This window comes from Alloalcanivorax gelatiniphagus (assembly GCF_005938655.1).
Taxonomy (GTDB): Bacteria; Pseudomonadota; Gammaproteobacteria; order Pseudomonadales; family Alcanivoracaceae; genus Alloalcanivorax; species Alloalcanivorax gelatiniphagus.
In genome coordinates, this window is the sequence record NZ_VCQT01000044.1 from 285,341 (window position 1) to 308,976 (window position 23,636).

Genomic DNA, 23,636 nt, shown 5'->3' on the forward strand with positions numbered 1-23,636 from the left:
TCCCCCGGAGATCGCCCCCGGGCGATCCCACCTTCTGGCCGGCAACCCCTTGCCGGCCTTTTTTTATGGTGCACCGTGGCGTCGATGCGGGATGTCTTTAGCCCGGACGCGGATCCCCGAGGATTGCCGTAGGAGCGACTTTGTAGGAGCGACTTCAGTCGCGATCCCCCCCCGGGTGCCATCGTCATCGCGACTAAAGTCGCTCCTACCGCGTTTCAGGGAGGGCGTCGCGCCCTGAGCCCACCGCCATGAAAAAGGCCCCGCGAGCGGGGCCTTTGAGGTTGGTGGCAGGCGCCGGCATCAGCCGGCGGGGTCGTTGCCCTTGCCGTCCTGGGTGTCCACCACCCGTTCGTCGTTGAGCACCTTGATGTAGGCCGGCGGTGCCTTGCCGTCCTTGTCCTCGCCGAAGTACAGCGTGGTGTGCGGGAACGGAATCTCGATGCCGGCCTGGTCGAAGTACTTCTTGACCAGACGGTTGTAGGCGCGGCCCACCGCCCACTGCATACCGGGGGAAGCCTTGATCACCACCCGGATGTTCACCGAGCTGTCCGCCAGGGCGGTCACCCCGGCCACCGTCATCGGCGCCAGGATGTTGTCCTTCATCGGACCTTCCTTGAGCTCCTCGAAGGCGGCTTCCAGCTGGGTGATGGCATCGTCGATGCTCTCGCGGTAGGCAATGCCGTACTCGCCCACGTGGTTGCCGTATTCGCGGGTGTAGTTGGACACCGCGCCCACCGAGGAGAACGGCACGATATGGTAGGTGCCGGACAGATCGCGCAGGGCCACGGAGCGGATACCGACCCGCTCCACGGTGCCGGAGTTGCCGCCGGCGCTGACGAAATCGCCGGTGTTGATGGCGTTTTCCAGCTGGATGAACACCCCGGTGATCACGTCCTGCACCAGTTTCTGGGCACCGAAACCGATGGCCAGGCCCAGCACCCCGGCGCCGGCGATCAGCGGCGCGATGTCGATGCCGATCTCGGACAGTACGATCATCACGGTCATGATGATCAGCGCGATGGCCAGGGCGGTGTGGAACAGCCCCAGCAGGGTTTCGGAGCGGGCCGCGGCGGCCGGATCGGCACCCTCGCGGGGGCTGAATTTGTGCTCCAGCAGGCTCGCCAGGCCGATCCAGACAGCGGCGGCCACCAGCAGAATCAGCAGGATGTCGAGGATCGCGCCGACCATGGCCACGCCGGCCTCGGTGGCGTACCAGGCGGCCAGGTCATAGACCTCCCAGGCATCCAGGGTCAGCACCACCACCAGAATCAGGATCAGCGCGCGCACCACCTTGAGGCCGGTGGGTACGTAAGTGTTCACTCGCGCCTGCAGGCGGGGCATCGATTGGTTGAACCGCTCGGAGAAACGGATTTCCTTGCCGATCAGCTGGGTCAGTATCACCGAGATCAGCATGCCCGCGCCGGCGTAGACCAGGGTCAGCAGGGTGGCCGAGGCCACGAACGGCAGCGCCGTATCCGGGTTGATCACGGTAACCGCGAACACCAGGAACGCATAGCCCAGGGCCAGTACGTGCCACAACCGTCCGAGCAGCCGCAGCAGCACCCGGCCGGGGCCGGTGGTCCGTTCGGCGCGCTCAAACAGACGGTCGCGCAGCACCTTGCGCTTCTTGAGGATCACGATCACCGCGTAGATCAGGGCCAGCAGCATGATGATGGTGCCCACGGCGGAGCCCAGCGACGGCGACAGGTTGAAGTTCAGTACCGGCACCAGCACCAGCATGCCGTAGCCGATAAAGCCGGCCAGATTGGCCAGGAAGCGGTTGCAGTAAGAGGCCTGGTCGGCGCTCACCGGCACCAGCCGCAGGCCCTCGTAGCCGGACGAGAACAACATGCGCAGGCCGGCCTTGAACAGTTCCACCACCAGGAAGGCATTGAGGAACAGGGCCAGGCGGGTGGCGTCGGCGTCCACGTTGTTGACCAGCGCCGAGGACACCGCGCCGCCGGCCAGATAGGCCAGCGCCACCACCACCACGTCGACGAAGGCGGCCACCGCCACCGCCACGATGGTGCGCAGCATGGCGAACTTCTCCGAGCCGCGCACGGCCCAGCCGCTCAGGCCCCGAAATGACGGTTTGGCGATGGCGCGCAGAATAAAGAACACCACGAAGGTGGCGATCACCAGAATGGCCACATTGATCGCCGCGGCGCCCAGGGCCTGGCTGTCCACGCTGGCCATGCCACCGGTGTCCGCCTCGGCGGCATCGACGCCGAAAATACCGCCCAGGGCCACGCCCAGGGCGGTGAACTGGTCCCCCACATTGGCCAGCATATGGCCGGTGGTGGTGGCCATGCGGCGGGCGAAGGACACTTCCTCGGGCCGCTGACCGCTGGGCGATTGCTCGGCGATCCGTTCCGGCGGCGCGGCGCCTTCCACCGGCGCCTTGTCGGCGCTGGCGTCCGGCGCCGGCGCGTCCGCCGTTCGCGCCGCTTGCAGGGTGCGCAATTCCTCGATGAGGGCGTTCCGCGAACTCTCGTTCTCGAGCAGGTCCGCCATGGTGCCGTAGGCGGGCTGGTCAGCGGCGCCGGCTTTCTCCTGGGCCAGGGCCGGTGGCACCACCAGCAGCATCAGCAAGGTCAGCAGACCGGCCAGGCCGGAATACGCAAAACGTTTTGCAGGCACTCTACCCTCCTTTTTTTACGGTCATCGCGCCACCCCGACGCGGTTATCCGCCGCACCCTAAGCAGGGCCACGAGATTAACGGGTGAAGGCCACGGCAACGCCATGGCCATCCGCCCGTCGCCGGCGGCCCCTACACGAGAACATACCGGCGCCGGCGGCGCTTCCGGCAAGACGTAAAAAGCCGCAAAATTGACAGTGACCAATGGCTTCTTCATGGACCGCCCCGGGCGCCGGGGCGAATGGTGGTTCGGCGGCCAGCGCGCACAATGACGGCTCGGCGAATCTGGAGGGGGTTTTTCAATGGACCAGTGGCAACACCGCACGGTAATACGCGACGGCATCAACCTGGCCACGCGGCGTCGTGGCGACCCGGGGCGGCCGGCGGTGCTGTGCGTGCACGGTTATCCGGATAACGGTGAGGTCTGGGATGCCCTGGCCGACGCCCTGGGCGACCGCTTTCAGGTGATCACCTACGATGTGCGTGGCGCCGGCGCCTCCTCGGCCCCCGCCCCGGTGGCCGCCTACCGGCTGGCGGAACTGCGCGACGACCTGTTCGCGGTGATCGATGCCCTGAGCCCGGACCGGCCGGTGCATCTGGTGGCCCATGACTGGGGCTCGATCCAGAGCTGGGAACCGGTCACCGAGCCCGGCGCGGAGCGGCGCATCGCCTCCTTCACCACGCTGTCCGGGCCCTGCCTGGACCATGTGGGCCAATCCCTGCGCCGGCGCGGCGCCGGTGACATGATGGCCAGCCTGCGGCAGCTGGCGAAAAGCTGGTACATCGGCGCCTTCCACCTGCCCGCCCTGGCGCCGCTGGCCTGGAAACTGGGCCTGGCGGACGCCTGGCCCGGCATACTGCGCCGCACCGAGGGTCTGGAGGCGGCGGCCAGCCCCACGCAAAGCCAGGACGGAGCCCGGGGAGTGGCGCTGTATCGCGCCAATATGCTGCCTTGCCTGCTGCATCCCCGCGAGCGCCGCACCACCATCCCGGTGCAGTTGATCGTGGCCACCCGGGACCGCTACGTGGCCCCGGGGCTGCTGGACGGCCTGTCGGACTGGACCGGCCCGCTGTGGCGCCGGGAAATGAACACCGGCCACTGGGGGCCCCTGCTCGGCCATGCGGCGGTGACCGCCGACTACCTGGGCGAGTTCATCGACCATATCGAAGGCGCCCCGGAGAGCGCGCGGCTGGCCCGTGCCCGGGTGCGCCCCAACGCCGGCCCGGACGCCGGCAAGCTGGTGGTGATCACCGGCGCCGGCTCCGGCATTGGCCGGGAGACCGCTCTGGCGTTCGGCGGGCGCGGCGCCACCGTGCTGTGCACCGACATCGACCCGGATTCCGCGGCGGCCACCGCCGAGGCGGTGCGCGCCGCCGGTGGCGAGGCCCTGAGCCGCAAGACCGACGTGGCCAACGCCCGCTCCATGGAGGCCCTGGCCCGCTACGTGGAAAGGGAACTGGGCGCCCCGGACGTGGTGGTCAACAACGCCGGCATCGGCCTGGCCGGGCCGCTGCTGGACACCAGCGTGCAGGACTGGAAGCAGGTGCTGGACGTGAACCTGTGGGGCGTGATCCACGGCTGCCGGCTGTTCGGCCGGCAGATGATCGATCAGGTCAAGGCCGGGCACATCGTCAATGTGTCCTCCGCTTCGGCTTATTTGCCGTCCCGGGCCCTGCCCGCCTACGCCACCAGCAAATCGGCGGTGCTGATGCTCACCGAGTGCCTGCGCGCGGAACTGGCGGACCGGGGCATCGGCGTCTCGGCGATCTGCCCCGGCTTGATCGATACACCGATCACCGGCCGGGCCCGCTTCGTGGGCGTCGACGAGGAAGAACAGGGCCGCCGCCGGCAGGCGGCGCAACGGCTCTATCATCGCCGTGGCTTCACCCCGGACCGGGTGGCCCGGGCCATTGTCGACGCGGTGCGCGACAACCGGGCGGAAGTGCCGGTGAGCATGGAGGCCAGCGGCATGCGCTGGCTGGGCCGGCTGGCACCGCCGCTGGCCCGGCGCCTGGCGCGGGTGGACGTGGAACGGCTCGGCGCCAACCGCTGAACCGCCTGCCCGGACAACACCGCCGTGCATGGCGTGTGAAGACGAACCGGACTATGATTTCGCCATGACTGCTTCCCGCAAATCCCCGGCGGCGCTGCTGCGCCGCCTGACCCAGAACGCTCCCGACGCCCCCGCGCTGGACCAGGCCCTGCGGGCGCGCCAGGAGTTCACCATCGACAAGCTGGCCCGCGAGGCCGGCTCCACGGTGCGCAACGTGCGTGCCTACCAGGATCGCGGCCTGCTGCCGCCGCCGGAGAAACGCGGCCGCACCGGCATCTATACCGACGTGCACCTGGCGCGGCTGAAGATCATCGGCGCCCTGCTGGAGCGCGGTTACACCCTCAACAATATCCGCGATCTGTTGAGCGCCTGGGAACAGGGCCGCGACCTGAACGACATTCTCGGCCTGGAGGTGGCGGTGACCTCCTGGCAGAACCCCAGCGTACCGTCCTACCTGGATTACCAGGATCTGATCGACGACTTCGGCGAGGACATCACCCCGGAAGTGATGACCAAGGCGGTGACCCTGGGCTACATCATCCCCGAGGGCACCCGCCTGCGGGTGCCCTACCCGCGCATCTACAACGCCGGCAAGGAGCTGGTGGAAAACGGCGTGCCCCTGGACGCGGTGCTCACCCATGTGCGGCTGGTGCGCGGCGAGGTGGACAAGCTGGCCGAGCGCTTTATCGACATGATCGTCGAGCACCTGGTGGACGAGAAATACGGTCCCAACAGCCTGCCCGAGGGCGACGACGTGGCGCGCCTGGCGGAGTTCATCACCCGCATCCGGCCGCTGGCCGAGGCGGTGGTCAACGACGAGCTGGGCCGGGTGCTGGAAAAGAGCATCAACAAGGTGCTGGTGGACCGGCTCGAAAACGTGCTCGATCACCTGGAACGCAAGCAGCCCTGATTCCGAAATCCCTGGTCGGAAATTGTGGTAGGAGCGACTTTAGTCGCGATGAAGCTGGCAGCGCCGGTGATCGCGACTGAAGTCGCTCCTACAAGGATTGCGACCTCTCCCCCCCTTCCCTCACCCCCGGTATTACAGCGGGTAGCGTTTCGCTGGAGTTTTGTAGCCGCGTCTCCCCCTGTTCGTACGTTCGTGCAAATCTGAATGCCCCCGAATCCTCCTTCCAAAACAACAAATCCGGAGGCGTTATGAATTTCACCAAGGTGCTTGTCAGTCTTTTTCTAGTGGGCGCGCTTACCGCCTGTGGCGGCGGTGGTGGCGGCGGCGGCTCGGAACCGGGCAACCAACCCACCCCCCAGGAACCGGAACAGCCGCAAGAACCCCAGGAACCCACCCCGCCGGAAGATCGGCCGGCGACGGTGACCGCGCCCTACGCGGACTACGGCCGGGTGCTCAATATCCTGCCACCGGGCCAGGACGACAACGGCGGCCTCAGCAATCTGGCCGCCGATGTGCCGGGCCTGTCGGATCTGATCAGCGGCGTGCTCGATGATCTGGTGGCGGAAACCGGCCTGGTGCCGGCGGTCAGCAAGGAGCCGCACTTCGACGATCAACTGGGGCTCTACGACGCCCTGGTGCGCAGCCCGGAGGGGCTCACCGACAACGATCTGAGCAGCTATTTCAAGGACGCGCCCCTGCTGGCCCCGGACGCCGGCGGCTGGGAAAGCGAACTCACCGTGGAAGGCCACGGGCGCACCGTCACCATCAAGCGCGACCAGTTTGGCGTGCCGCATATCTTCGGTGAGCGGCGGGCCGACGCCCTGTTCGGCGTGGGCTATGTGACCGCCGCCGACCGGCTGTTTCTGCTCGACGTGCTGCGCCGGGCCGGGCGCGGCGAGCTGTCCCGCTTCCTGGGCCCGGCGGACTTCTCGTTCGACCGGGACATCGCCCTGGACGCCCCCTACCGGGAAGAGGACCGCACCCAGCAGATCGCCAACACCGTGGCCCGCTTCGGCGACGACGGCGCGCTGATCTATCAGGACGCCACCGACTTCGTGAACGGCCTCAACACCTATGTCACCAAGGTCCAGAGCGGGCTGCTGGAAGCGCCCATCGAATACCTGGGCCTGGGCGTGCAACTGGAACCCTTCGTGATCGAGGACGTGGTGGCCATCGCCACCCTGATCCAGGGGATCTTCGCCGGTGGCGGCGGCAACGAGCAGGCCAATGTGCTGTTGCTGCAGGCACTGCGGGAAGAGACCGGCTCCGACCAGGCGGCCTGCGACCTGTGGCGCGACCTGCGCCACGCCACCGACGCGGATTCCACGGTCACCACCGAGCGCTCGTTCGCCACTCAGTCGCCGCCGTCCATCGACCAGGCGCTGTGCCCGCTGTCCGGCGAACTGGCCGGCCGCTTCCCCGGCGCCGTGCTGTTCGACGCCGGCAGCTACCAGGACTACCAGCCGCTGACCACCGAACCCTGCGGCCGGCCCGGCCAGGCCCAGTGCCCCACCGCCACCGGCAACCTGCCGGCGCTGCCCGGCACCGGCGTGGTCGGTGGCCTGCTGGAATCGGTGGGCGAACTGCTCGGCGGCCTGCTGTCGCTGTCGTCCCTGGACGACGGCGAACTGGCGGCGCGCTGGGCGCGGGTGCGCATCGAAACGGACAAGCTGTTCCGCCATGTCCCCGAGGCCACCCCGGTGCCCGGCGCGCTCAGCGACGAGCAGCGGCTGGCGATCCGCCAGCGGGTGACCCGGCTGGCCACCGGCATCGCCGGCCTGCGCGACGGCTTCCCCAACGCCATTTCCAACGCCCTGCTGCTGACCGGCGAACACAGCGCCAGTGGCCGGCCGCTGGCGGTGTTCGGCCCGCAAACCAGCTATTTCGTGCCCCAGCTGCTGCTGGAAATGGCGGTGCACGGCGGCGACATCAACACCCGCGGCATGACCTTCACCGGCCTGCCCTATGTGGTGATCGGCCGGGGCCCGGACTTCGCCTGGAGCGCCACCTCCGGCAGCTCCGATCTGACCGATGTGCGGGTGGTGTCCCGCTGTCAGCCCGCCGAGGCGCCCGCCCATGGGGAAGGGGGCTACCGGGTCGGCGGCCAGTGCCTGCCCTTTGATGTGATCGAGGAAGACTGGCCGGCGCGCTGGAACCTGGCGGTGCCCACCGACGACCCGGCCCGCATCGGCCAGAATTTCGCCGTGCACCGCCGGGTGATCCGCACCGCCGAGTACGGCCCGGTGATCGGCTTCGCCACCGTGGCCGGCCAGCCGGTGGCGCTGACCCGCCAGCGCAGCACCTACTTCGCGGAACTGGATACCGCCCTGCCGTTCATGCTCGCCACCCGTAATGACGTGCACGATGTGCGCAGTTTCCAGCAGGTGTTCAACCTGACCACCGGCAGTTTCAACTGGTTCTATATCGACGACCGGGACATCGCCTTCTTCCATTCCGGGCTGTACCCGAAACGGGCCCCCGGCGTGCACCCGGAGCTGCCCAGCTGGGGCAACGGCCAATTCGACTGGACCGGCTTTCTGCCCCAGGAGGCCCATCCCCACGAGGCCAACCCGGCACGGGGCTTCCTGGCCAGCTGGAACAACCGGCCGGCCCGGGACTGGTGGGCCGCCGACGCCAACGCCAGCTATGGCCCCACCCACCGCAACGACATGCTGGAGGTGCGCCTGCGCGGGCTGGCGGACCAGGGCGGTGTAACCCTGGCCAACCTGGTGGAAGCCATGGGCGACGCGGCGGTGGTGGACCTGCGCGGCCAGGAGGTGCTGCCCCTGGCGCTGGCCCTGCTGGCGGACGGCGAGCCGACGCAGGACCAGGCGCAAGTGCTGACCCTGATGGGCGACTGGGTGGCCAACGGCGCCTTCCGCCGGGACCGGGACGGCGATGGCGCCTATGACGAGGAAGCGGCGGTGGCGCTGATGGACGCCTGGTATCCGCGCATGATCGACGCCCTGCTGCCCCAGCTCACCGCCATGGAAGACGTGGGCGGCCGCGACCTGTCCCTGATGGAACGGGACAACAAGCCCGGGGACATGGGCTCCGCCTATCAGAAAGGCTATTACGGCTACCTGGAACGGGTGCTGAAACAGGCCCTGGGCACCGCCAAGGCCCCCTACCGGGCCCTGCGCTGCGCCGGCAGCGACCAAGCCGCCGCCTGCCGCGACGCCCTGGCCGACAGCCTCACCCTGGCCCTGGACGACCTGGGCGGCCTCGCCGACCGGGACACCTGGAACGTGGACGAAAGCGCCGACAACATCCAACACCGCGCCATCGGCCTGTCGTCGGTGCCGGGGATACATTGGCAGAACCGGCCCACGTTCCAGCAGGTGGTGGAGTTCACCAACCATCGGTAAGCAAAGTTGAAAGTTACAAGTGAAAAGGGCCGCGGCAGGTCGCACCTGTCGCGGCCTGCGGCCGTGCACGGCCGGTGCCCGGTTTGATCGTTCGTTGCAGCGCGGGCACGGCGGTGCCAGCAAAGCCGGCCACCTCCGCGTTTCAACTTTTAACTTGCAACTTTCATCCTCTTCCATTCATATCATTCATAACTTCCAATGATTTTTATGCATTTGTTTAATCCGCAGCCGGGGTTTAGCGTGTCCGGTTCATTGTCTTTCAATTCGGATCGCTAATTCGGGAGAAACGCATGCGCGCCATTCTCTGCAAGGAACTGGGACCGGCGGACAAGCTGGTTATCGAGGACGTGCCGTCACCGGAGGTGAGCGGCAGCGGGGTCAAGGTCAAGGTGAAAGCCGCCGGTTTGAACTTCCCGGATACCCTGATCATCGAGGGCAAGTACCAGATCAAACCGGAATTGCCGTTCTCCCCCGGTGGCGAGATGGCCGGTGAGATCATCGAGGTGGGCCCGGACGTGAAACACCTGAAGCCGGGCATGCGGGTCATGGGCCTGACCGGTTACGGCTCGTTCGCGGAAGAAATGGTGGTGGCGGAAAACCGGGTGATTCCGGTGCCGGATGCCATGAGTGACGAAACCGCCGCCGCTTTCAGCATGGTCTACGGCACCAGCTACCACGCGCTCAAGCAGCGCGCCAATATCCAGCCCGGGGAAACCCTGCTGGTGCTGGGCGCCAGCGGCGGCGTGGGCCTGGCCGCGGTGGAACTGGGCAAGGCCATGGGCGCCACCGTGATCGCCGCCGCCAGCACCGACGACAAGCTGCAGGTGGCCAAGGAAGCCGGTGCCGACGACCTGATCAACTACAGCGACGAGGACCTGAAACAGGCCCTCAAGAGCCGCTACCCCAACGGCATCGACGTGATCTACGACCCGGTGGGTGACCGCTTCACCGAGCCGGCATTGCGCAACATGGCCTGGAACGGCCGTTTCCTGATCGTCGGCTTCGCCGCCGGTGAAATCCCCAAGATCCCCGCCAACCTGGCGCTGCTCAAGGGCTGCAGCATCGTCGGCGTGTTCTGGGGTGCCTTCACCCAGCACGAGCCGAAAGAGCACATCCAGAACGTGAAGGAACTGATGCAGCTGTTCGCCGAGGGCAAGATCGATCCCCGCGTCAGCGAGGTGTTCCCCTTCGAGCAGTATCAGGACGCCCTGGCGGCGCTGACCTCACGCCGCGCCAAGGGCAAGGTGGTGCTTAAGGTCAGCGACTGAGGTCGGCGACTGAGCTTTCGCGGCTGAAGCCGGATGCCGCCCAGCCGCTCTGGTGTCGGTTAATCGCGGCTAAAGCCGCTCCTACAGTAATAGCGATGTAGGAGCGGCTTCAGCCGCGATCACCCCCCGCTCTGATCAATCAACACCCCCGGCGCGCCCTCCTCCAGGGTGGCGCGCAGGTCGTCGGGTACCGAGGTTTTCTCGAACGGTTCGGTGCTCATCATCACGTACACCACCTCCGCCCGGCACAGCGCCGTGCCATCGGCGACCCGGACCATTTCGTGCTCCAGCACGAATGAAGTGTTGCCTACCTTCAAGGTGCGCACGCGCACGTCGATCACCTCATCGAAGTGGGCGCTCGCCTTCCATTCCAACGTCAGCTTGACCACCTGGTTGTCCAGGCCGCGGGCCAGCAGCGCGTTGTAGTCGCGGCCCAGGGCACGCATGAATTCGGTCATGGCCAGATCGACGTAATCCGCATAGCGGGCGTTGAACACCACTTGCTGGGCGTCGCATTCGCTGTAGCGCACCCGCAGGCGGAAACGGAAAGGCTCGGTCATGAAAACTCCTATTGCAGTTCGATGGGCCGGTCGTTACGCCGTCGTTCCGCCACCCATTGGTCGTGGGTGGGGGCGGCATCGTCGCCGGGCAGTGTATTGATAATTTCAAAGAAATTCTGTCGATACGGGTCCTTCATGACCTGATCGCGGGATTTGATGCGCAGCGCGTAGACCGTCTGCACGTTCTGGTGATCGAAGCCGCGCCAGTACTGTTCGTCCTTGAGCAGGCTGTAGCGGTGGCCTTCCAGGGCCCGGCGCACCGAGGCACTGTTGAAGCTGTTGGCGCGCTCCACCGCTTCCTTCCATTGATAAACGATGCTGTAGGCGGAGGCCGCCGAGGTGGAAGGCCGGGTGCGGTAGCGTTCCGAAAAATCGTCCACGAAACGCTGCCCACGGGGGTGCTCGAATTGGTAGGGCACGTTCCAGGTCCAGGGCGCCGCGCCGATCACCCCGGCCATGATGAACGGGCCGGTCTGCTCCACCATGCTCAGGGTGAGATTCGGCACCACGATCTGCATGCGCTCGGGCAGTTTCATCTGCTGGGCGATGGTCATGCCCTGCACCATCTGCTCGCCGAACAACACCAGCACCAGCACCTTGGCGTCGCTGTCAGCGGCGGCTTTCACCGCTTCCTGGATCTGGTGATAGCGGGCACCGGGGAACGGCACCCGCACCGAGCCGTGCCGTTCGGTGTCGGTGGTGCCGGTGAACTCGCGCATGGAGGCCTCGGTGGTGTGGCCCCAGGTGTAGTCGGCGGTGACGTAAAAATATTCCTGGTCGGCGTGTTCGCGCTGCAGATAGTCACCCAGCACCCGCGCCGCCATCCAGGCGCTGTAGCACTCCCGGAACATGTTCAGGTGGCCGTCCTTGCCGGTGGTGTCGTTGGAATAGGTCAGGGTGCCGAAATACAGCAAATCGTGGCGCCGGGCCTGATCGCTGGCGGCGATGGCGACGCCGCTGGAGGCGCCGCCGAACAGCATGGACACGCCTTCGGCGGCCAGTTCGTCCACGTTGCGGCGGGCCCGGTCCGGCTGCGAGGCGGAGTCCCGGTCCACCAGCTCCAGCGGCCGGCCGAACAGGCCGCCGGCGGCGTTGATTTCCTCCACCGCCATCAGCGCCCCGCGCTTTTGCATCAACCCTTCCTCGCGGTATTCTCCGGTGTGCGGATAGTTGAGGCCCAGTTTGATCGGCGTGGCCGCCTGGGCCACCGCCACCAGACAGAACGCCGCCAGTGCCGCGCGTCCCCCTTGTTTCAACCAATGCTTGACCATCGCTCGCTTCCCCCTCTTTTATTGTGATGTTCGGGTGTGGTTTTTTTCATCTGCCACAGGCTTTATGCGCAACAGTTTTTATGCGCCAGAGCGACGATTAGCATACACGCCCATGGGACGTTATTAGGCTTTGGTCGATTTACCCCATGATTTGTGACTGCCCGGTATTGAGCCGGAACATACCGCGGAGTATGCTCACGGCCCTAATTTAAAACAAAATTCCATTATTGGCGCCACCGTCCCGAGTCTTCGGACGGGACGCCGGGAGAGTGCCATGACCTCGATCAGTGATGCCATGCCGGTCTACGCGCCGGCTCTGCCCGAAGACAGCTTTGTGTCGATCCCCGAGCGACTGCGGGAGCTGGCGGCCCAGCAGCCGGACCACCCGGCGGTGCACGATGAGAGCGGCATGCTCACCTGGCGGCAGTTCGTGGACGGCGTCAATCAGATCGCCAACCGGCTGCGCGCCGCCGGCCTGCAACGTGGCGAAACGGTGGCCGGGCTGGCCGAGAACAGCGCCCGCTATCTGACCCTGTTCATGGGCACCCTGAGCGCCGGCGGCTGCATGGTGCCGTTGTCCGGCATGGCCGCCGGCGAAACCCTGGCGCTGATGGTCAACGATTGCGACGCCCGTTTCCTGTTCGTGTCCGCCAAGCACCGGGATCTGATCGAACCCCTGCTCGGCAGCCTCCACAACGTGGACCCGGCGCAGCGCGTGGCGCTGGACTTCCAGGCGGACGGCTGGCAAACCTTCGAAACCTGGCTGGGCGATGCCTCCAGCGAGGCGCCGGACCATGTACCGGCCCTGGGCGACCCCTTCAACATCATCTACAGCTCCGGCACCACCGGCGTTCCCAAGGGCATTCTCCACGATCACCGCCTGCGCGCCCGCCACACCGAGCGCGGCGAACGGCTCGGCTACAACCGCGAGGCGGTGACGCTGATTTCCACGCCGCTGTACTCCAACACCACCCTGGTGGCGGCGCTGCCCACCCTGTTTGGCGGCGGCACCATCGTCAGCATGGCCAAGTTCAACGCCCACCGGTTCCTGGAGCTGGCCGAGCAGCATCGCGCCACCCACGCCATGCTGGTGCCGGTGCAGTATCAGCGGATTCTGGCGGAGCCGGATTTCGACCGCTTCGACCTGAGCAGCTTCAAGATGAAGTTCTCCACCAGCGCGCCGCTGCGCGGTCATGTGATCGCCGACGCCATGAAGCGCTGGCCGGGCAACATCATCGAGTTCTACGGCCTCACCGAGGGCGGCGTCACCACCACCCTGAACTGCGCGGACAATCCCACCAAGTGGGACACCGTGGGCCAGGCCAGCCCGGGTTGTGAGCTGCGCATCATCGACGAGGATCTCAAGGAAGTGCCGCCCGGTCAGATCGGCGAGATCGTCGGCCGCAGCGGCGCCATGATGCGCGGTTACTACAAGCGCGAGAACAAGACCAACGAGCTGCTCTGGACCAGCCCGGAAGGCGAGGTGTTCTATCGCACCGGCGACATGGGCCGGCTGGACGAGGACGGCTTCCTGTCGGTGCTGGACCGCCGCAAGGACATGATCATTTCCGGCGGCTTCAACATCTATGCCGAGGACCTGGAGCGGGTGCTGCTCAACGACCCGGCGGTGGCGGACGCGGCGGTGATCGCCATTCCCAGCGAGCAGTGGGGCGAGACGCCCCTGGGTCTGGTGGTGCTGCGCGATGGCGGCGACCTGGACGCCATTCTGGCCCGCGCCAACGAACAGCTCGGCAAGGGGCAGCGGCTGTCCGGCCTGGAGCAACGGGACGAACTGCCGCGCAGCACCATCGGCAAGATTCTCAAGCGCGAACTGCGCGATCCCTACTGGCATAACCAGCAACAAACCCAGCGGGATTGAGCCATCCGGCGACGCCCTCCGGCCGGTGCCGTGCGCCGGCCGGGGGCGGCGCGCCTAAAGCAGGTTCTCGATCGGCAGCAGGCCCATGAAGCGGGACGCCAGCCAGCGTGATTTGCTGACCCGGGGCTCCCGGTGGTAACGCACCGGGCCATGTTCGTCACCGGCCCCCCATTCCATCCCGCCGTTCTCGCCCAGGCTGACCCGGTAGCTGTTCTGCGGGGCCATGCCTTCCTCGATAAACGCCGCCACGCGGGCGGCCAGCGCCTCGGAATTCACGTAGTAGCCCATCTCCGTGTTCAGATTGGCCGAGCGCGGGTCCAGGTTGAACGAACCGACGAACAGCTCTTGGCGATCCAGCACCATGGCCTTGGTGTGCAACGCGGACATGGAACGGCCGGGCTTGAGCCGGGCCAGGTGCCGGCGGGCGCGGGCATTGGGCTGCAGCTCATGGACCTCGACGCCGGCGCGCACCAGGTCGGGCCGGTAATGGGCGTAGGCGGCGTGGGCGGCGATCACGTCGTTGGTGGCCAGGCTGTTGGTGAGCAGGGCGATACGCCCGCCATTGGCGTGCATGTCCGCCAGGGTGCCGACGAAATCGTCACCGGGAATGAAATAGCCCGCCTCGATCAGAATTTCGCGCAGGGAGCGGCGGCTCAGCAGCCGCGCCAGCTGGTCGCCCATCAGCCGCTGGGTCACGCCCTTGGCTTTGTCCGGGGTATCGAACAACAGCGCCGCCGGCGCGGTGATCTGGCGGGCATCCGCATCGCCCACGATTTTCTGAAAGCGCGCCGGGTCCTGCTCATGGCGGTAGGGAAAATCGCCCAGGTGTTGGCACCAGTGGTCCAGCTCGTGCCACAGATGCTCCGCGTCTTCCCGGGAGCGGCGTTTCAGCGTGCGCAGGTGCACGGTGACGTCGCTGTTCCAGTAACTGTCGAAGGCGTCCAGGGTTTCCGCGACGATCGGGCCCCGGGCATACAGGTCCAGGTCACGGAAGTTGGCGTCCGGGTGCACGCCAAAGTAATGGTCGGAGATGTTGCGCCCGCCGACGATGGCGTGCTCGCCGTCGGCGATCCAGGCCTTGTTGTGCATCCGGTGGTTCAGGCGGGGGGCGTGATACAGCCATTGCAGGAAGTGTTTGTAACGCCCCCGGAACGGGTTGAACAGGCGCACTTCCACATTGGGGTGGGCATTGAGCGCCGCCCATTTCACGTCCCGACCCAGCTGGTTGGCATGGTCCAGCAGCAGCCGCACGCGCACCCCGCGCCGGGCCGCTTCCAGGGCCCGGTACACCAGCAGCTTGCCGATATGGTCGTCGTCCCAGATGTAGTACTGCAGATCCAGGGTTTTCTCCGCCAGCCGGGCGGTGGCGGCGCGCAGGGCGAAGGCTTCCTCGCTGTCCGGCAGCAGGCAGAATCGGGATTGGCGTACCCGCGAGGCCGGCGCGGTGGCGTCGTCGCCCTGCCGGTCCCGGTCGCCGCTCATACCTTGGGCTTGAGGCTGTCGCGAATTTCTCGAAGCAGAATAATGTCTTCGGGCACCTGGGGAGTGGGCGGCGTGTCCACCGGGGCCGCTTGTTCTTCCCGGCGCCTCATGCGGTTGATGCCGCGCACCAGCAGGAAGGTGGCCCAGGCCACGATCAGGAAGCTGATCACGTTATTGATGAACAGACCGTAGTTCAGGGTCACGGCGCCGGCGGCCTGGGCTTCGGCCAGGGTGGCGAAGTGGTCCTGGCCCTTGAGCACCACGAACAGGTCCGCGAAGTCCACGTCCGCCAACATCAGGCCGATGGGCGGCATGATCACGTCGGAGACCAGGCTTTTGACGATGGTGGTGAAGGCGCCACCAATGATGATCCCCACCGCCATGTCCACCACGTTGCCACGCACCGCGAATTCGCGGAATTCCTTCATGATCGCCATTTCATTCCCTTTTCGTTCACCGCCCGGGCCGGGCCAGAAAACATCTTAGCCCGGATGGCGTGGCGCGGAAAACGGCCCGGCGAAAACAACGTAAACGATTACTCCACGGTCACCGACTTGGCCAGATTGCGGGGCTGGTCCACGTCAGTGCCGCGCAACACCGCCACATGGTAGCTGAGCAACTGCAGGGGCACGGTGTAAACGATCGGCGCGATGATTTCCGGCACCGCCGGCAGATGCAGCACATGGATGCCCTCGCCGTCGGCCACCTTGGCATTCTTGTCGGCGAACAGATACAGCTCGCCGCCACGGGCACGCACTTCCTGCAGGTTGGATTTGAGCTTTTCCAGCAGGTCGTCGTTGGGCGCCACCGCCACCACCGGCATCTCCTTGTCCACCAGCGCCAGGGGGCCGTGCTTAAGCTCACCGGCGGGGTAGGCCTCCGCGTGGATATAGGAAATTTCCTTGAGCTTGAGCGCCCCCTCCATGGCCACCGGGAACTGCACGCCCCGGCCCAGGAACAGGGTGTGGTGTTTCTCCACGAAGGCCCGGGACAGGTCTTCGATGGGCTTGTCCAGGGCGGTGGCCTGCTCCAGCAGATTGGGCAGCTGGCGCAGCTCGGCCAGGATCTGCTCGATGCGCTCGTCGCCCAGGCCGTGGCGGCGGCCCAGTGCCAGTACCAGCATCAACAGCCCGGCCAGCTGGGTGGTGAACGCCTTGGTGGAGGCCACCCCGATCTCCGGGCCGGCCTTGGTCAGGAAGGTCAGTTCCGATTCCCGCACCAGGGAGGAGCCGTCCACGTTGCAGATCGCCAGGCGACCCACGTAATTGTCCGAGTCGGTGTCGCGCAGGGCCGCCAGGGTGTCGGCGGTTTCGCCGCTCTGGGAAATGGTCACGAACAGGGTGCCTTCCGGCACCACGTGCTGGCGGTAGCGGAATTCACTGGCCACTTCCACCTGGCAGGGAATGCCGGCCAGGGCTTCCAGCCAGTAACGGGCCACCATGCCGGCGTGGTAGCTGGTGCCGCAGGCGACGATCTGCACCGAGCGCACCCGGTCGAAAATGGCCATGGCCGGCTCACCGAAGGCGGCGCTGACCGCGTCCGGGGAATCGATGCGGTCCTGAAGGGTGCGCTGGATGGCCGCCGGCTGTTCGAAGATTTCCTTCTGCATAAAGTGGCGGTATTCGCCCTTTTCCACGTCTTCATGGGTGCCGTCGAACTCATGCACCTCCCGCTGCACGGGCTCGCCGTTACGGTCGTAGATATGCACGTCGGCGGTGGTCAGTTCCACCAGATCGCCTTCGTCCAGGAAGATGAAGCGGTTGGTCACCGGCAACAGGGCGAGTTGGTCGGAGGCCACGTAGTTTTCGTCGAAGCCCAGGCCCACCACCAGCGGCGAGCCGGAGCGCACCGCCAGCAGACGGTCCGGCTGGCGCTGGTCCACCACGCCCAGGGCATAGGCGCCGTGCAGCTGGCCCACTACCTTCTGCAGGGCACGGCGCAGATCGCCGCCGCACTCCCCCAGGCAACGATGCAACAGATGGGCCACCACTTCGGTGTCGGTTTCGCTCTGGAACCGGTAGCCCTGCTGTTCCAGCTCGTCCTTCAGTTCCTGGAAATTCTCGATGATGCCGTTGTGCACCACCGCCAGGTCGTCGCCGGAAATATGAGGGTGGGCGTTTTCCTCGGAGGGGCGACCGTGGGTGGCCCAACGAGTGTGGGCAATGCCCAGAAAGCCGGCGGTGTTTTCCTGCTTCACCGCTTCTTCCAGCGCCGCCACCTTGCCCTGGCGGCGTACCCGCTGCAGGCCATTGGCATTGATCACCGCCACGCCGGCGCTGTCGTACCCACGATACTCGAGCCGCTTGAGGCCCGTGATCAGGATATTGGTAACGTTACGCTGGGCGATGGCGCCGACGATTCCACACATGCTGGTTTTCCTTTTCGATCACCGAAAATTATTTCTTGCCGGGGCGCGGCCAGTTTTCGATATTGCGCTGCTTGGCCCGGGCCACTGTCAGCCCGTTGTCCGGCACATCCTTGGTCACCACGCTGCCGGCACCGACGGTGGCATTTTCCCCGATGGTCACCGGAGCCACCAGCGAAGAATTGGAACCGATAAAGGCACCGTCCTTGAACACGGTCTGAAACTTGTTCACACCGTCATAGTTGCAAGTGATGGTGCCGGCGCCCACGTTGACGCCTTTGCCGATGCGGCTGTCGCCGATATAGGTCAGGTGATTGATCTTGGACCCTTCGCCGATGCGCGATTTCTTGGTTTCCACGAAGTTACCGACCCGGGCCCGGGCCGCCAGTTCCGTGCCCGGACGCAGGCGCGCGAAGGGCCCCACGTTGCACTCTTCACCGACCTCGGCACCGTCGATCACCGAGTTGGCCTCGACCACGGTGCCGGCGCCGATGCTGGCGTCGCGGATCACGCAGTTGGGGCCGATGCGCACGCCTTCACCCAGGGTCACCCGGCCTTCCAGCACCACGTTCACGTCGATGGTCACGTCGGTGCCGGTGGTCACCTGGCCGCGAATATCCAGACGGGCCGGGTCCAGCAGGGTAACGCCGTCGCGCATCAGCGCTTCCGCGCGCACCCGTTGATAGACCCGCTCCAGGCGCGCCAGTTGCACCCGGTCGTTAACGCCGTCCACTTCCCAGGCATGGGCGGGTTGCTCGGTGACCACCTCCATGCCGGCCTCCACCGCCATGGCGATCAGGTCGGTGAGGTAATACTCGCCCTGGGCGTTCCGGTTGGAGAGCTTCGGCAGGCTGTCGTTGAGGAACCGGCGGCTGCAGGCCAGGATGCCGGTATTGATCTCGCGGATGCGTTTTTGCTCGTCGCTGGCGTCCTTCTGCTCGACGATCCGGGTCACCTGGCCCTGTTCATCGCGGACGATGCGGCCGTATCCGGCGGGATCGTCCAGCTCCAGGGTCATCAGGGCCAAGGTGCGGTCGGTGACCCGAGCCACGAAGTCACGCAGGGTGTCCGGGCGGATCAGCGGCACGTCCCCATAGAGCACCAGCACCACGTCCTCGTTCAGGTGCGGCAGGGCCTGGGCCACCGCGTGGCCGGTGCCGAGCTGCTCGGCCTGCTCGGCCCATTGCAGGCGCTCGCCGGTGACCGCCGCGCGTACCTGGTCGCCGCCGTGGCCGTAGACCACCACGGTGTTGGCCGGGGACAGGGCCGCCGCGGCATCCACCACGTGCTGCGCCATGGGCCGGCCGGCGATCGGGTGCAGCACCTTGGGCATCGCCGATTTCATGCGGGTACCTTTGCCCGCGGCCAGAATCACAACCGCCAGAGTCATATCCTTCGATCCTCGCAATGTCGTCCTGAGGGAAACGTGGGGTACGGAAAGAGGTCCGGGTCCCTATCAAACAAAAAGGGGCGGCTCGAAGCCACCCCTTTTCGTTATCCCGCCGTTCACGGCGTGTTACCGCTTGGCCATCTTCTTGATCTGATCGATGGTGCGCAGACGGGCGGTCGCTTCCGCCAGCGCCGCGGCGGCGCGGGTGTAGTCCATTTCCGCGTTCTTGCCTTCCAGGGCATCCTTGGCGTGTTGCTTGGCCCGTTCGGCGTCCGCCGCGTCCATGTCCTGGGCGCGCTCGGCGGTGTCCGCCAGCACGGTGACCAGCTTCGGCTGCACTTCCAGGAAGCCGCCGGACACGTAGAACACGATCTCTTCGCCGTCCTGGGTTTTCACCCGTACCGGGCCGGGCTTCAGGCGGGTCAGCAGCGGGGCGTGACCGGGCATCACACCCAGGTCACCTTCCACGCCGGCGGCCACTACCATTTCCACCAGGCCGGAGTACAGCTGTCGTTCGGCACTAACAATGTCGCAATGCACGGTCATCGCCATTTGGGTTCCTCCCCGTGCAGGTTACTTGTCACCGCGTTGGTTGTAAGCCTCTACAACTTCGTCGATGGAGCCCTTCATGTAGAAGTCCTGCTCGGGGATGTGGTCATAGTCGCCGTTCAGGATACCCTGGAAGGAGCGGATCGTCTCCTTCAGCGGCACATATTTACCCGGTGAGCCGGTGAACACTTCCGCCACGAAGAACGGCTGGGACAGGAAGCGCTCGATTTTCCGTGCACGGGACACGGTGGTCTTGTCTTCCTCGGACAGCTCGTCCATGCCCAGGATCGCGATGATGTCCTTGAGCTCTTTGTAGCGCTGCAGCACGGTTTGCACGCCGCGGGCCGCGTCATAGTGCTCATGGCCGATCACCAGCGGGTCCAGCTGGCGGGAGGTGGAGTCCAGCGGGTCGATCGCCGGGTAGATACCCTTGGAGGCGATGTCCCGGCTCAGTACCACGGTGGCGTCCAGGTGGGCGAAGGTGGTGGCCGGGGACGGGTCGGTCAAGTCATCCGCGGGCACGTATACCGCCTGTACGGAGGTAATGGAGCCGGTCTTGGTGGAGGTGATCCGTTCCTGCAGAACGCCCATCTCTTCCGCCAGGGTCGGCTGGTAACCCACCGCGGACGGCATCCGGCCGAGCAGCGCGGATACTTCGGTACCGGCCAGGGTGTAACGGTAGATGTTGTCCACGAAGAACAGCACGTCGCGGCCTTCGTCCCGGAACTTCTCGGCCATGGTCAGGCCGGTCAGTGCCACGCGCAGACGGTTACCCGGCGGCTCGTTCATCTGACCGTACACCAGGGACACCTTGTCCAGTACGTTGGAGTCCTTCATCTCGTGGTAGAAGTCGTTACCCTCACGGGTACGCTCACCCACACCGGCGAACACGGAGAAACCGGAGTGCTCGATGGCGATGTTCCGGATCAGCTCCATCATGTTCACGGTCTTGCCCACGCCGGCGCCGCCGAACAGGCCGACCTTACCGCCTTTGGCGAAGGGGCATACCAGGTCGATCACCTTGATGCCGGTTTCCAGCAGTTCGTTGGAGGCTGCCTGATCCGCGTATGAGGGCGCTTCACGGTGGATGGACATGCGCTCGTCTTCACCGATGGGGCCGGCTTCGTCGATCGGGCGACCCAGCACGTCCATGATCCGGCCCAGGGTTTTGGTGCCCACCGGTACCTGAATCGGTTCGTGAGTGTCGGTCACTTGGAGGCCCCGCTTGAGACCTTCGGTGGAACCCATGGCGATGGTGCGCACCACGCCGTCGCCCAGCTGCTGCTGAACTTCCAGGGTGGTTTCGGTACCGTCCACGGTGAGTGCGTCATACACCTTGGGCACGGACTCGCGCGGGAATTCGACGTCGATCACAGCACCGATGATCTGAACAATACGACCGCTACTCATGCTTGCATCCTCTTAACTTGCGTTTCTCGCCGCTTGCTTTTCGCACACCCTTAAACAGCGGCGGCACCACCAACGATTTCGGAAATTTCCTGCGTAATGGCAGCCTGGCGCGCCTTGTTGTACACCAGTTGGAGATCGTTGATGATCTCGCCGGCGTTGTCGCTGGCGGCCTTCATCGCCACCATCCGCGCGGCCTGTTCGCAGGCATTGTTCTCAACCACACCCTGATAGACCTGGGATTCGATGAACCGGACCAGCAGCTCGTCAAGCAGCTCCTTGGGCGCCGGCTCATAGATGTAGTCCCAGTGACGCTTAAGCTCCTCGTCCTCGCCCGGCTCCAGCGGCAGCAGGCGGATGGTCTTCGGCTTCTGCGTCATGGTGTTCACGAATTCGTTGTACACGATGTACAGACGATCGATCTCACCGTTTTCATAAGCGTCCAGCATAACCTTGATGGACCCGATCAGGTCGTTCAGGTGAGGCGCGTCGCCAAGACCGCTGACCGAGGCCTCGACCTTGCCGCCGACACTCCGGAAAAAGGCCAGCCCTTTGGAACCCACCACGCAGTGCTGGACCTTGGCGCCCTTTTCTTCCCACTCGCGGGCATCCTTCACCACGCTTTTCAGCAGGTTCACGTTCAGGCCGCCGGCCAGCCCCCGGTCGGAGGTCACGACGATATAGCCGACGTTCTTGACGTCCCGTTCCTGCAGGTAGGTGTGCCGGTATTCCAGATCAGCATTGGCAAGATGGGCCACCACCTGACGCATGCGGGTCGCATAAGGCTTGCTGGCCTCCATGCGTTCCTGCGCCTTGCGCATCTTGCTGGCCGCCACCATTTCCATCGCACGGGTGATTTTCTTCGTGCTCTGGACGCTGGCGATCTTGCCCTTGATCTCTTTACCGCTAGCCATAGGACTGATCCTTTCTCAGCGAATTACCAGGTTTGGGTGGCCTTGAACTGCTCGATGGCCTCCTTGATGCCGGCCTCGATCTCGTCGTTGTAGTCACCCTTCTCGTTGATTTTGTCCATCAACGCTTTCTGTTCGCTGTTCATGTAATCCAGCAGTGCCGACTCGAAGGAACCGATCTTGTCGATCTCGATGCCTTTCAGGTAGCGGTTGTTGGCGGCGTAGAGAACCACGCCCATTTCCGCCACGGACATCGGGCTGTACTGCTTCTGCTTCATCAGCTCGGTAACGGCCTGGCCGTGCTCGAGCTGCTCGCGGGTGGCCTCGTCCAGGTCGGATGCGAACTGGGCGAATGCCGCCAGTTCCCGATACTGGGCCAGGGCCAGACGAATACCGCCGCCAAGCTTCTTGATGATCTTGGTCTGAGCCGCGCCACCTACCCGGGATACCGACACACCGGCGTTCATCGCCGGACGGATACCGGAGTTGAACAGGCTGGTTTCCAGGAAGATCTGACCGTCGGTGATGGAAATCACGTTGGTCGGTACGAAGGCGGACACGTCACCGGCCTGGGTTTCAATGATCGGCAGTGCGGTCAGGGAACCGGTTTTGCCTTTCACTTCGCCATTGGTGAAGTTCTCGACGAATTCCTCGTTCACCTTGGCGGCGCGTTCCAGCAGACGGGAGTGCAGGTAGAACACGTCACCGGGGTAAGCTTCACGGCCCGGCGGGCGGCGCAGCAGCAGGGAGATCTGGCGGTAAGCCCAGGCCTGCTTGGTGAGGTCATCGTAAACGATCAGGGCGTCTTCGCCGCGGTCGCGGAAATATTCACCCATGGTGCAGCCGGCGAAGGGCGCCAGGAACTGCATGGAAGCCGGGTCGGAGGCGGAAGCGGCAACGATGATGGTGTTGTCCATGGCGCCGTGCTCTTCGAGCTTGCGCACCACGCCCGCGATGGTGGACTGCTTCTGACCGATGGCCACGTAGATACACTTAATACCAGAGTTCTTCTGGTTGATGATGGTATCCACGGCCACGGCGGTCTTACCGATCTGACGGTCACCGATGATCAGCTCACGCTGGCCACGGCCGATCGGGGTCATCGCATCGATGGATTTGAAGCCGGTCTGAACCGGTTGGTTCACCTCACGGCGCCAGATTACGCCGGGGGCCACTTTTTCCACCGCGTCGGTGACGTCGGTCTTGATCGGACCTTTGCCATCCACCGGGTTACCCAGGGCGTCGACCACGCGGCCGAGCAGCTCGGGGCCCACCGGCACTTCCAGAATGCGGCCGGTGCACTTCACCTTCTGACCTTCGGCCAGACCCAGGTAGTCGCCGAGTACCACGGCGCCAACGGAATCCTGCTCCAGGTTGAGGGCCATGCCGTAGATGCCGCCCTCAAACTCGATCATCTCGCCGAACATCACGTCGGCCAGACCATGAATGCGCACGATACCATCGGATACGGAAACCACCGTACCTTCGTTCCGTGCCTCGGTGGAGGTATCAAGTTTCGCGATGCGCGACTTGATAATCTCGCTGATTTCGGACGGGTTGAGTTGCTGCATCTCTAATCCCTCA

Annotated in this window: 16 protein-coding genes; 5 read left to right on the forward strand and 11 right to left on the reverse strand. The window is 65.4% G+C overall.

The features are described from left to right. Window positions 1-300: 300 nt before the first annotated feature. Entirely contained in the window at window positions 301-2,640 is a 2,340-nt protein-coding gene (locus FGS76_RS15535) for a mechanosensitive ion channel domain-containing protein (protein ID WP_240692566.1), read from the reverse strand. Between the two features lie 300 nt (window positions 2,641-2,940). On the opposite strand from FGS76_RS15535, the gene FGS76_RS15540 reads away from it, so the two are divergent. The 4 genes from FGS76_RS15540 to FGS76_RS15555 all read left to right on the forward strand — a co-directional run bounded on the left by FGS76_RS15540 (window position 2,941) and on the right by FGS76_RS15555 (window position 10,238). After that, window positions 2,941-4,692, forward strand: a complete 1,752-nt coding sequence (locus tag FGS76_RS15540; RefSeq protein WP_138773545.1) for an SDR family oxidoreductase — start codon at window positions 2,941-2,943, stop codon at window positions 4,690-4,692. Between the two features lie 64 nt (window positions 4,693-4,756). After that, on the forward strand, window positions 4,757-5,602 hold the full coding sequence (locus tag FGS76_RS15545) for a MerR family transcriptional regulator (RefSeq protein ID WP_138773546.1): 846 nt from the start codon (window positions 4,757-4,759) through the stop codon (window positions 5,600-5,602). 248 nt (window positions 5,603-5,850) lie between these two features. Further along, window positions 5,851-8,970 carry a penicillin acylase family protein gene (locus tag FGS76_RS15550; RefSeq protein WP_138773547.1) on the forward strand — a complete coding sequence of 1,040 codons (3,120 nt, stop codon included), beginning with the start codon at window positions 5,851-5,853 and terminating at the stop codon, window positions 8,968-8,970. Window positions 8,971-9,260: 290 nt separating this feature from the next. Then, window positions 9,261-10,238, forward strand: coding sequence for an NADPH:quinone oxidoreductase family protein (locus FGS76_RS15555; protein WP_138773548.1), 978 nt, complete (start codon window positions 9,261-9,263; stop codon window positions 10,236-10,238). 119 nt (window positions 10,239-10,357) lie between these two features. Here FGS76_RS15555 and FGS76_RS15560 read toward each other — a convergent pair whose 3' ends face one another. Then, on the reverse strand, window positions 10,358-10,798 hold the full coding sequence (locus tag FGS76_RS15560; RefSeq protein WP_138773549.1) for an acyl-CoA thioesterase: 441 nt from the start codon (window positions 10,796-10,798) through the stop codon (window positions 10,358-10,360). 8 nt (window positions 10,799-10,806) lie between these two features. Then, on the reverse strand, window positions 10,807-12,069 hold the full coding sequence (locus FGS76_RS15565; protein WP_205717278.1) for an ABC transporter substrate-binding protein: 1,263 nt from the start codon (window positions 12,067-12,069) through the stop codon (window positions 10,807-10,809). A gap of 274 nt (window positions 12,070-12,343) precedes the next feature. Here FGS76_RS15565 and FGS76_RS15570 point away from each other — a divergent pair, with 274 nt between their 5' ends. Continuing rightward, on the forward strand, window positions 12,344-13,948 hold the full coding sequence (locus FGS76_RS15570) for a class I adenylate-forming enzyme family protein (RefSeq protein ID WP_138773550.1): 1,605 nt from the start codon (window positions 12,344-12,346) through the stop codon (window positions 13,946-13,948). Window positions 13,949-14,002: 54 nt separating this feature from the next. Here the strand turns inward: FGS76_RS15570 and FGS76_RS15575 are convergent, their stop codons facing one another. The 8 genes from FGS76_RS15575 to atpA all read right to left on the reverse strand — a co-directional run bounded on the left by FGS76_RS15575 (window position 14,003) and on the right by atpA (window position 23,623). Further along, window positions 14,003-15,430: a phospholipase D family protein gene (locus FGS76_RS15575; RefSeq protein ID WP_138773551.1), complete on the reverse strand. Its 1,428-nt coding sequence runs from the start codon at window positions 15,428-15,430 to the stop codon at window positions 14,003-14,005. After that, window positions 15,427-15,867: a large conductance mechanosensitive channel protein MscL gene (mscL, locus tag FGS76_RS15580; protein WP_138773552.1), complete on the reverse strand. Its 441-nt coding sequence runs from the start codon at window positions 15,865-15,867 to the stop codon at window positions 15,427-15,429. Before mscL ends, FGS76_RS15575 begins: the two co-directional genes overlap by 4 nt. 98 nt (window positions 15,868-15,965) lie before the next feature. Further along, window positions 15,966-17,798 carry a glutamine--fructose-6-phosphate transaminase (isomerizing) gene (gene glmS, locus FGS76_RS15585; protein WP_138773553.1) on the reverse strand — a complete coding sequence of 611 codons (1,833 nt, stop codon included), beginning with the start codon at window positions 17,796-17,798 and terminating at the stop codon, window positions 15,966-15,968. Window positions 17,799-17,826: 28 nt separating this feature from the next. Further along, entirely contained in the window at window positions 17,827-19,185 is a 1,359-nt protein-coding gene (gene glmU / locus FGS76_RS15590) for a bifunctional UDP-N-acetylglucosamine diphosphorylase/glucosamine-1-phosphate N-acetyltransferase GlmU (protein WP_138773554.1), read from the reverse strand. Window positions 19,186-19,311: 126 nt separating this feature from the next. Then, a complete protein-coding gene (locus FGS76_RS15595) occupies window positions 19,312-19,737 on the reverse strand; it encodes a F0F1 ATP synthase subunit epsilon (RefSeq protein ID WP_138773555.1) in 426 nt (141 codons plus the stop codon). A gap of 21 nt (window positions 19,738-19,758) precedes the next feature. Further along, window positions 19,759-21,144 (reverse strand): F0F1 ATP synthase subunit beta, encoded by a 1,386-nt coding sequence (gene atpD / locus FGS76_RS15600; protein WP_138773556.1) that lies wholly within the window; start codon window positions 21,142-21,144, stop codon window positions 19,759-19,761. A gap of 50 nt (window positions 21,145-21,194) precedes the next feature. Beyond that, window positions 21,195-22,055 (reverse strand): F0F1 ATP synthase subunit gamma, encoded by an 861-nt coding sequence (gene atpG / locus FGS76_RS15605; protein ID WP_138773557.1) that lies wholly within the window; start codon window positions 22,053-22,055, stop codon window positions 21,195-21,197. Between the two features lie 23 nt (window positions 22,056-22,078). Beyond that, the gene (gene atpA / locus FGS76_RS15610) at window positions 22,079-23,623 is read right to left on the reverse strand and encodes a F0F1 ATP synthase subunit alpha (protein WP_138773558.1); all 1,545 of its coding nucleotides are present in this window, start codon (window positions 23,621-23,623) and stop codon (window positions 22,079-22,081) included. Window positions 23,624-23,636: the final 13 nt, after the last annotated feature.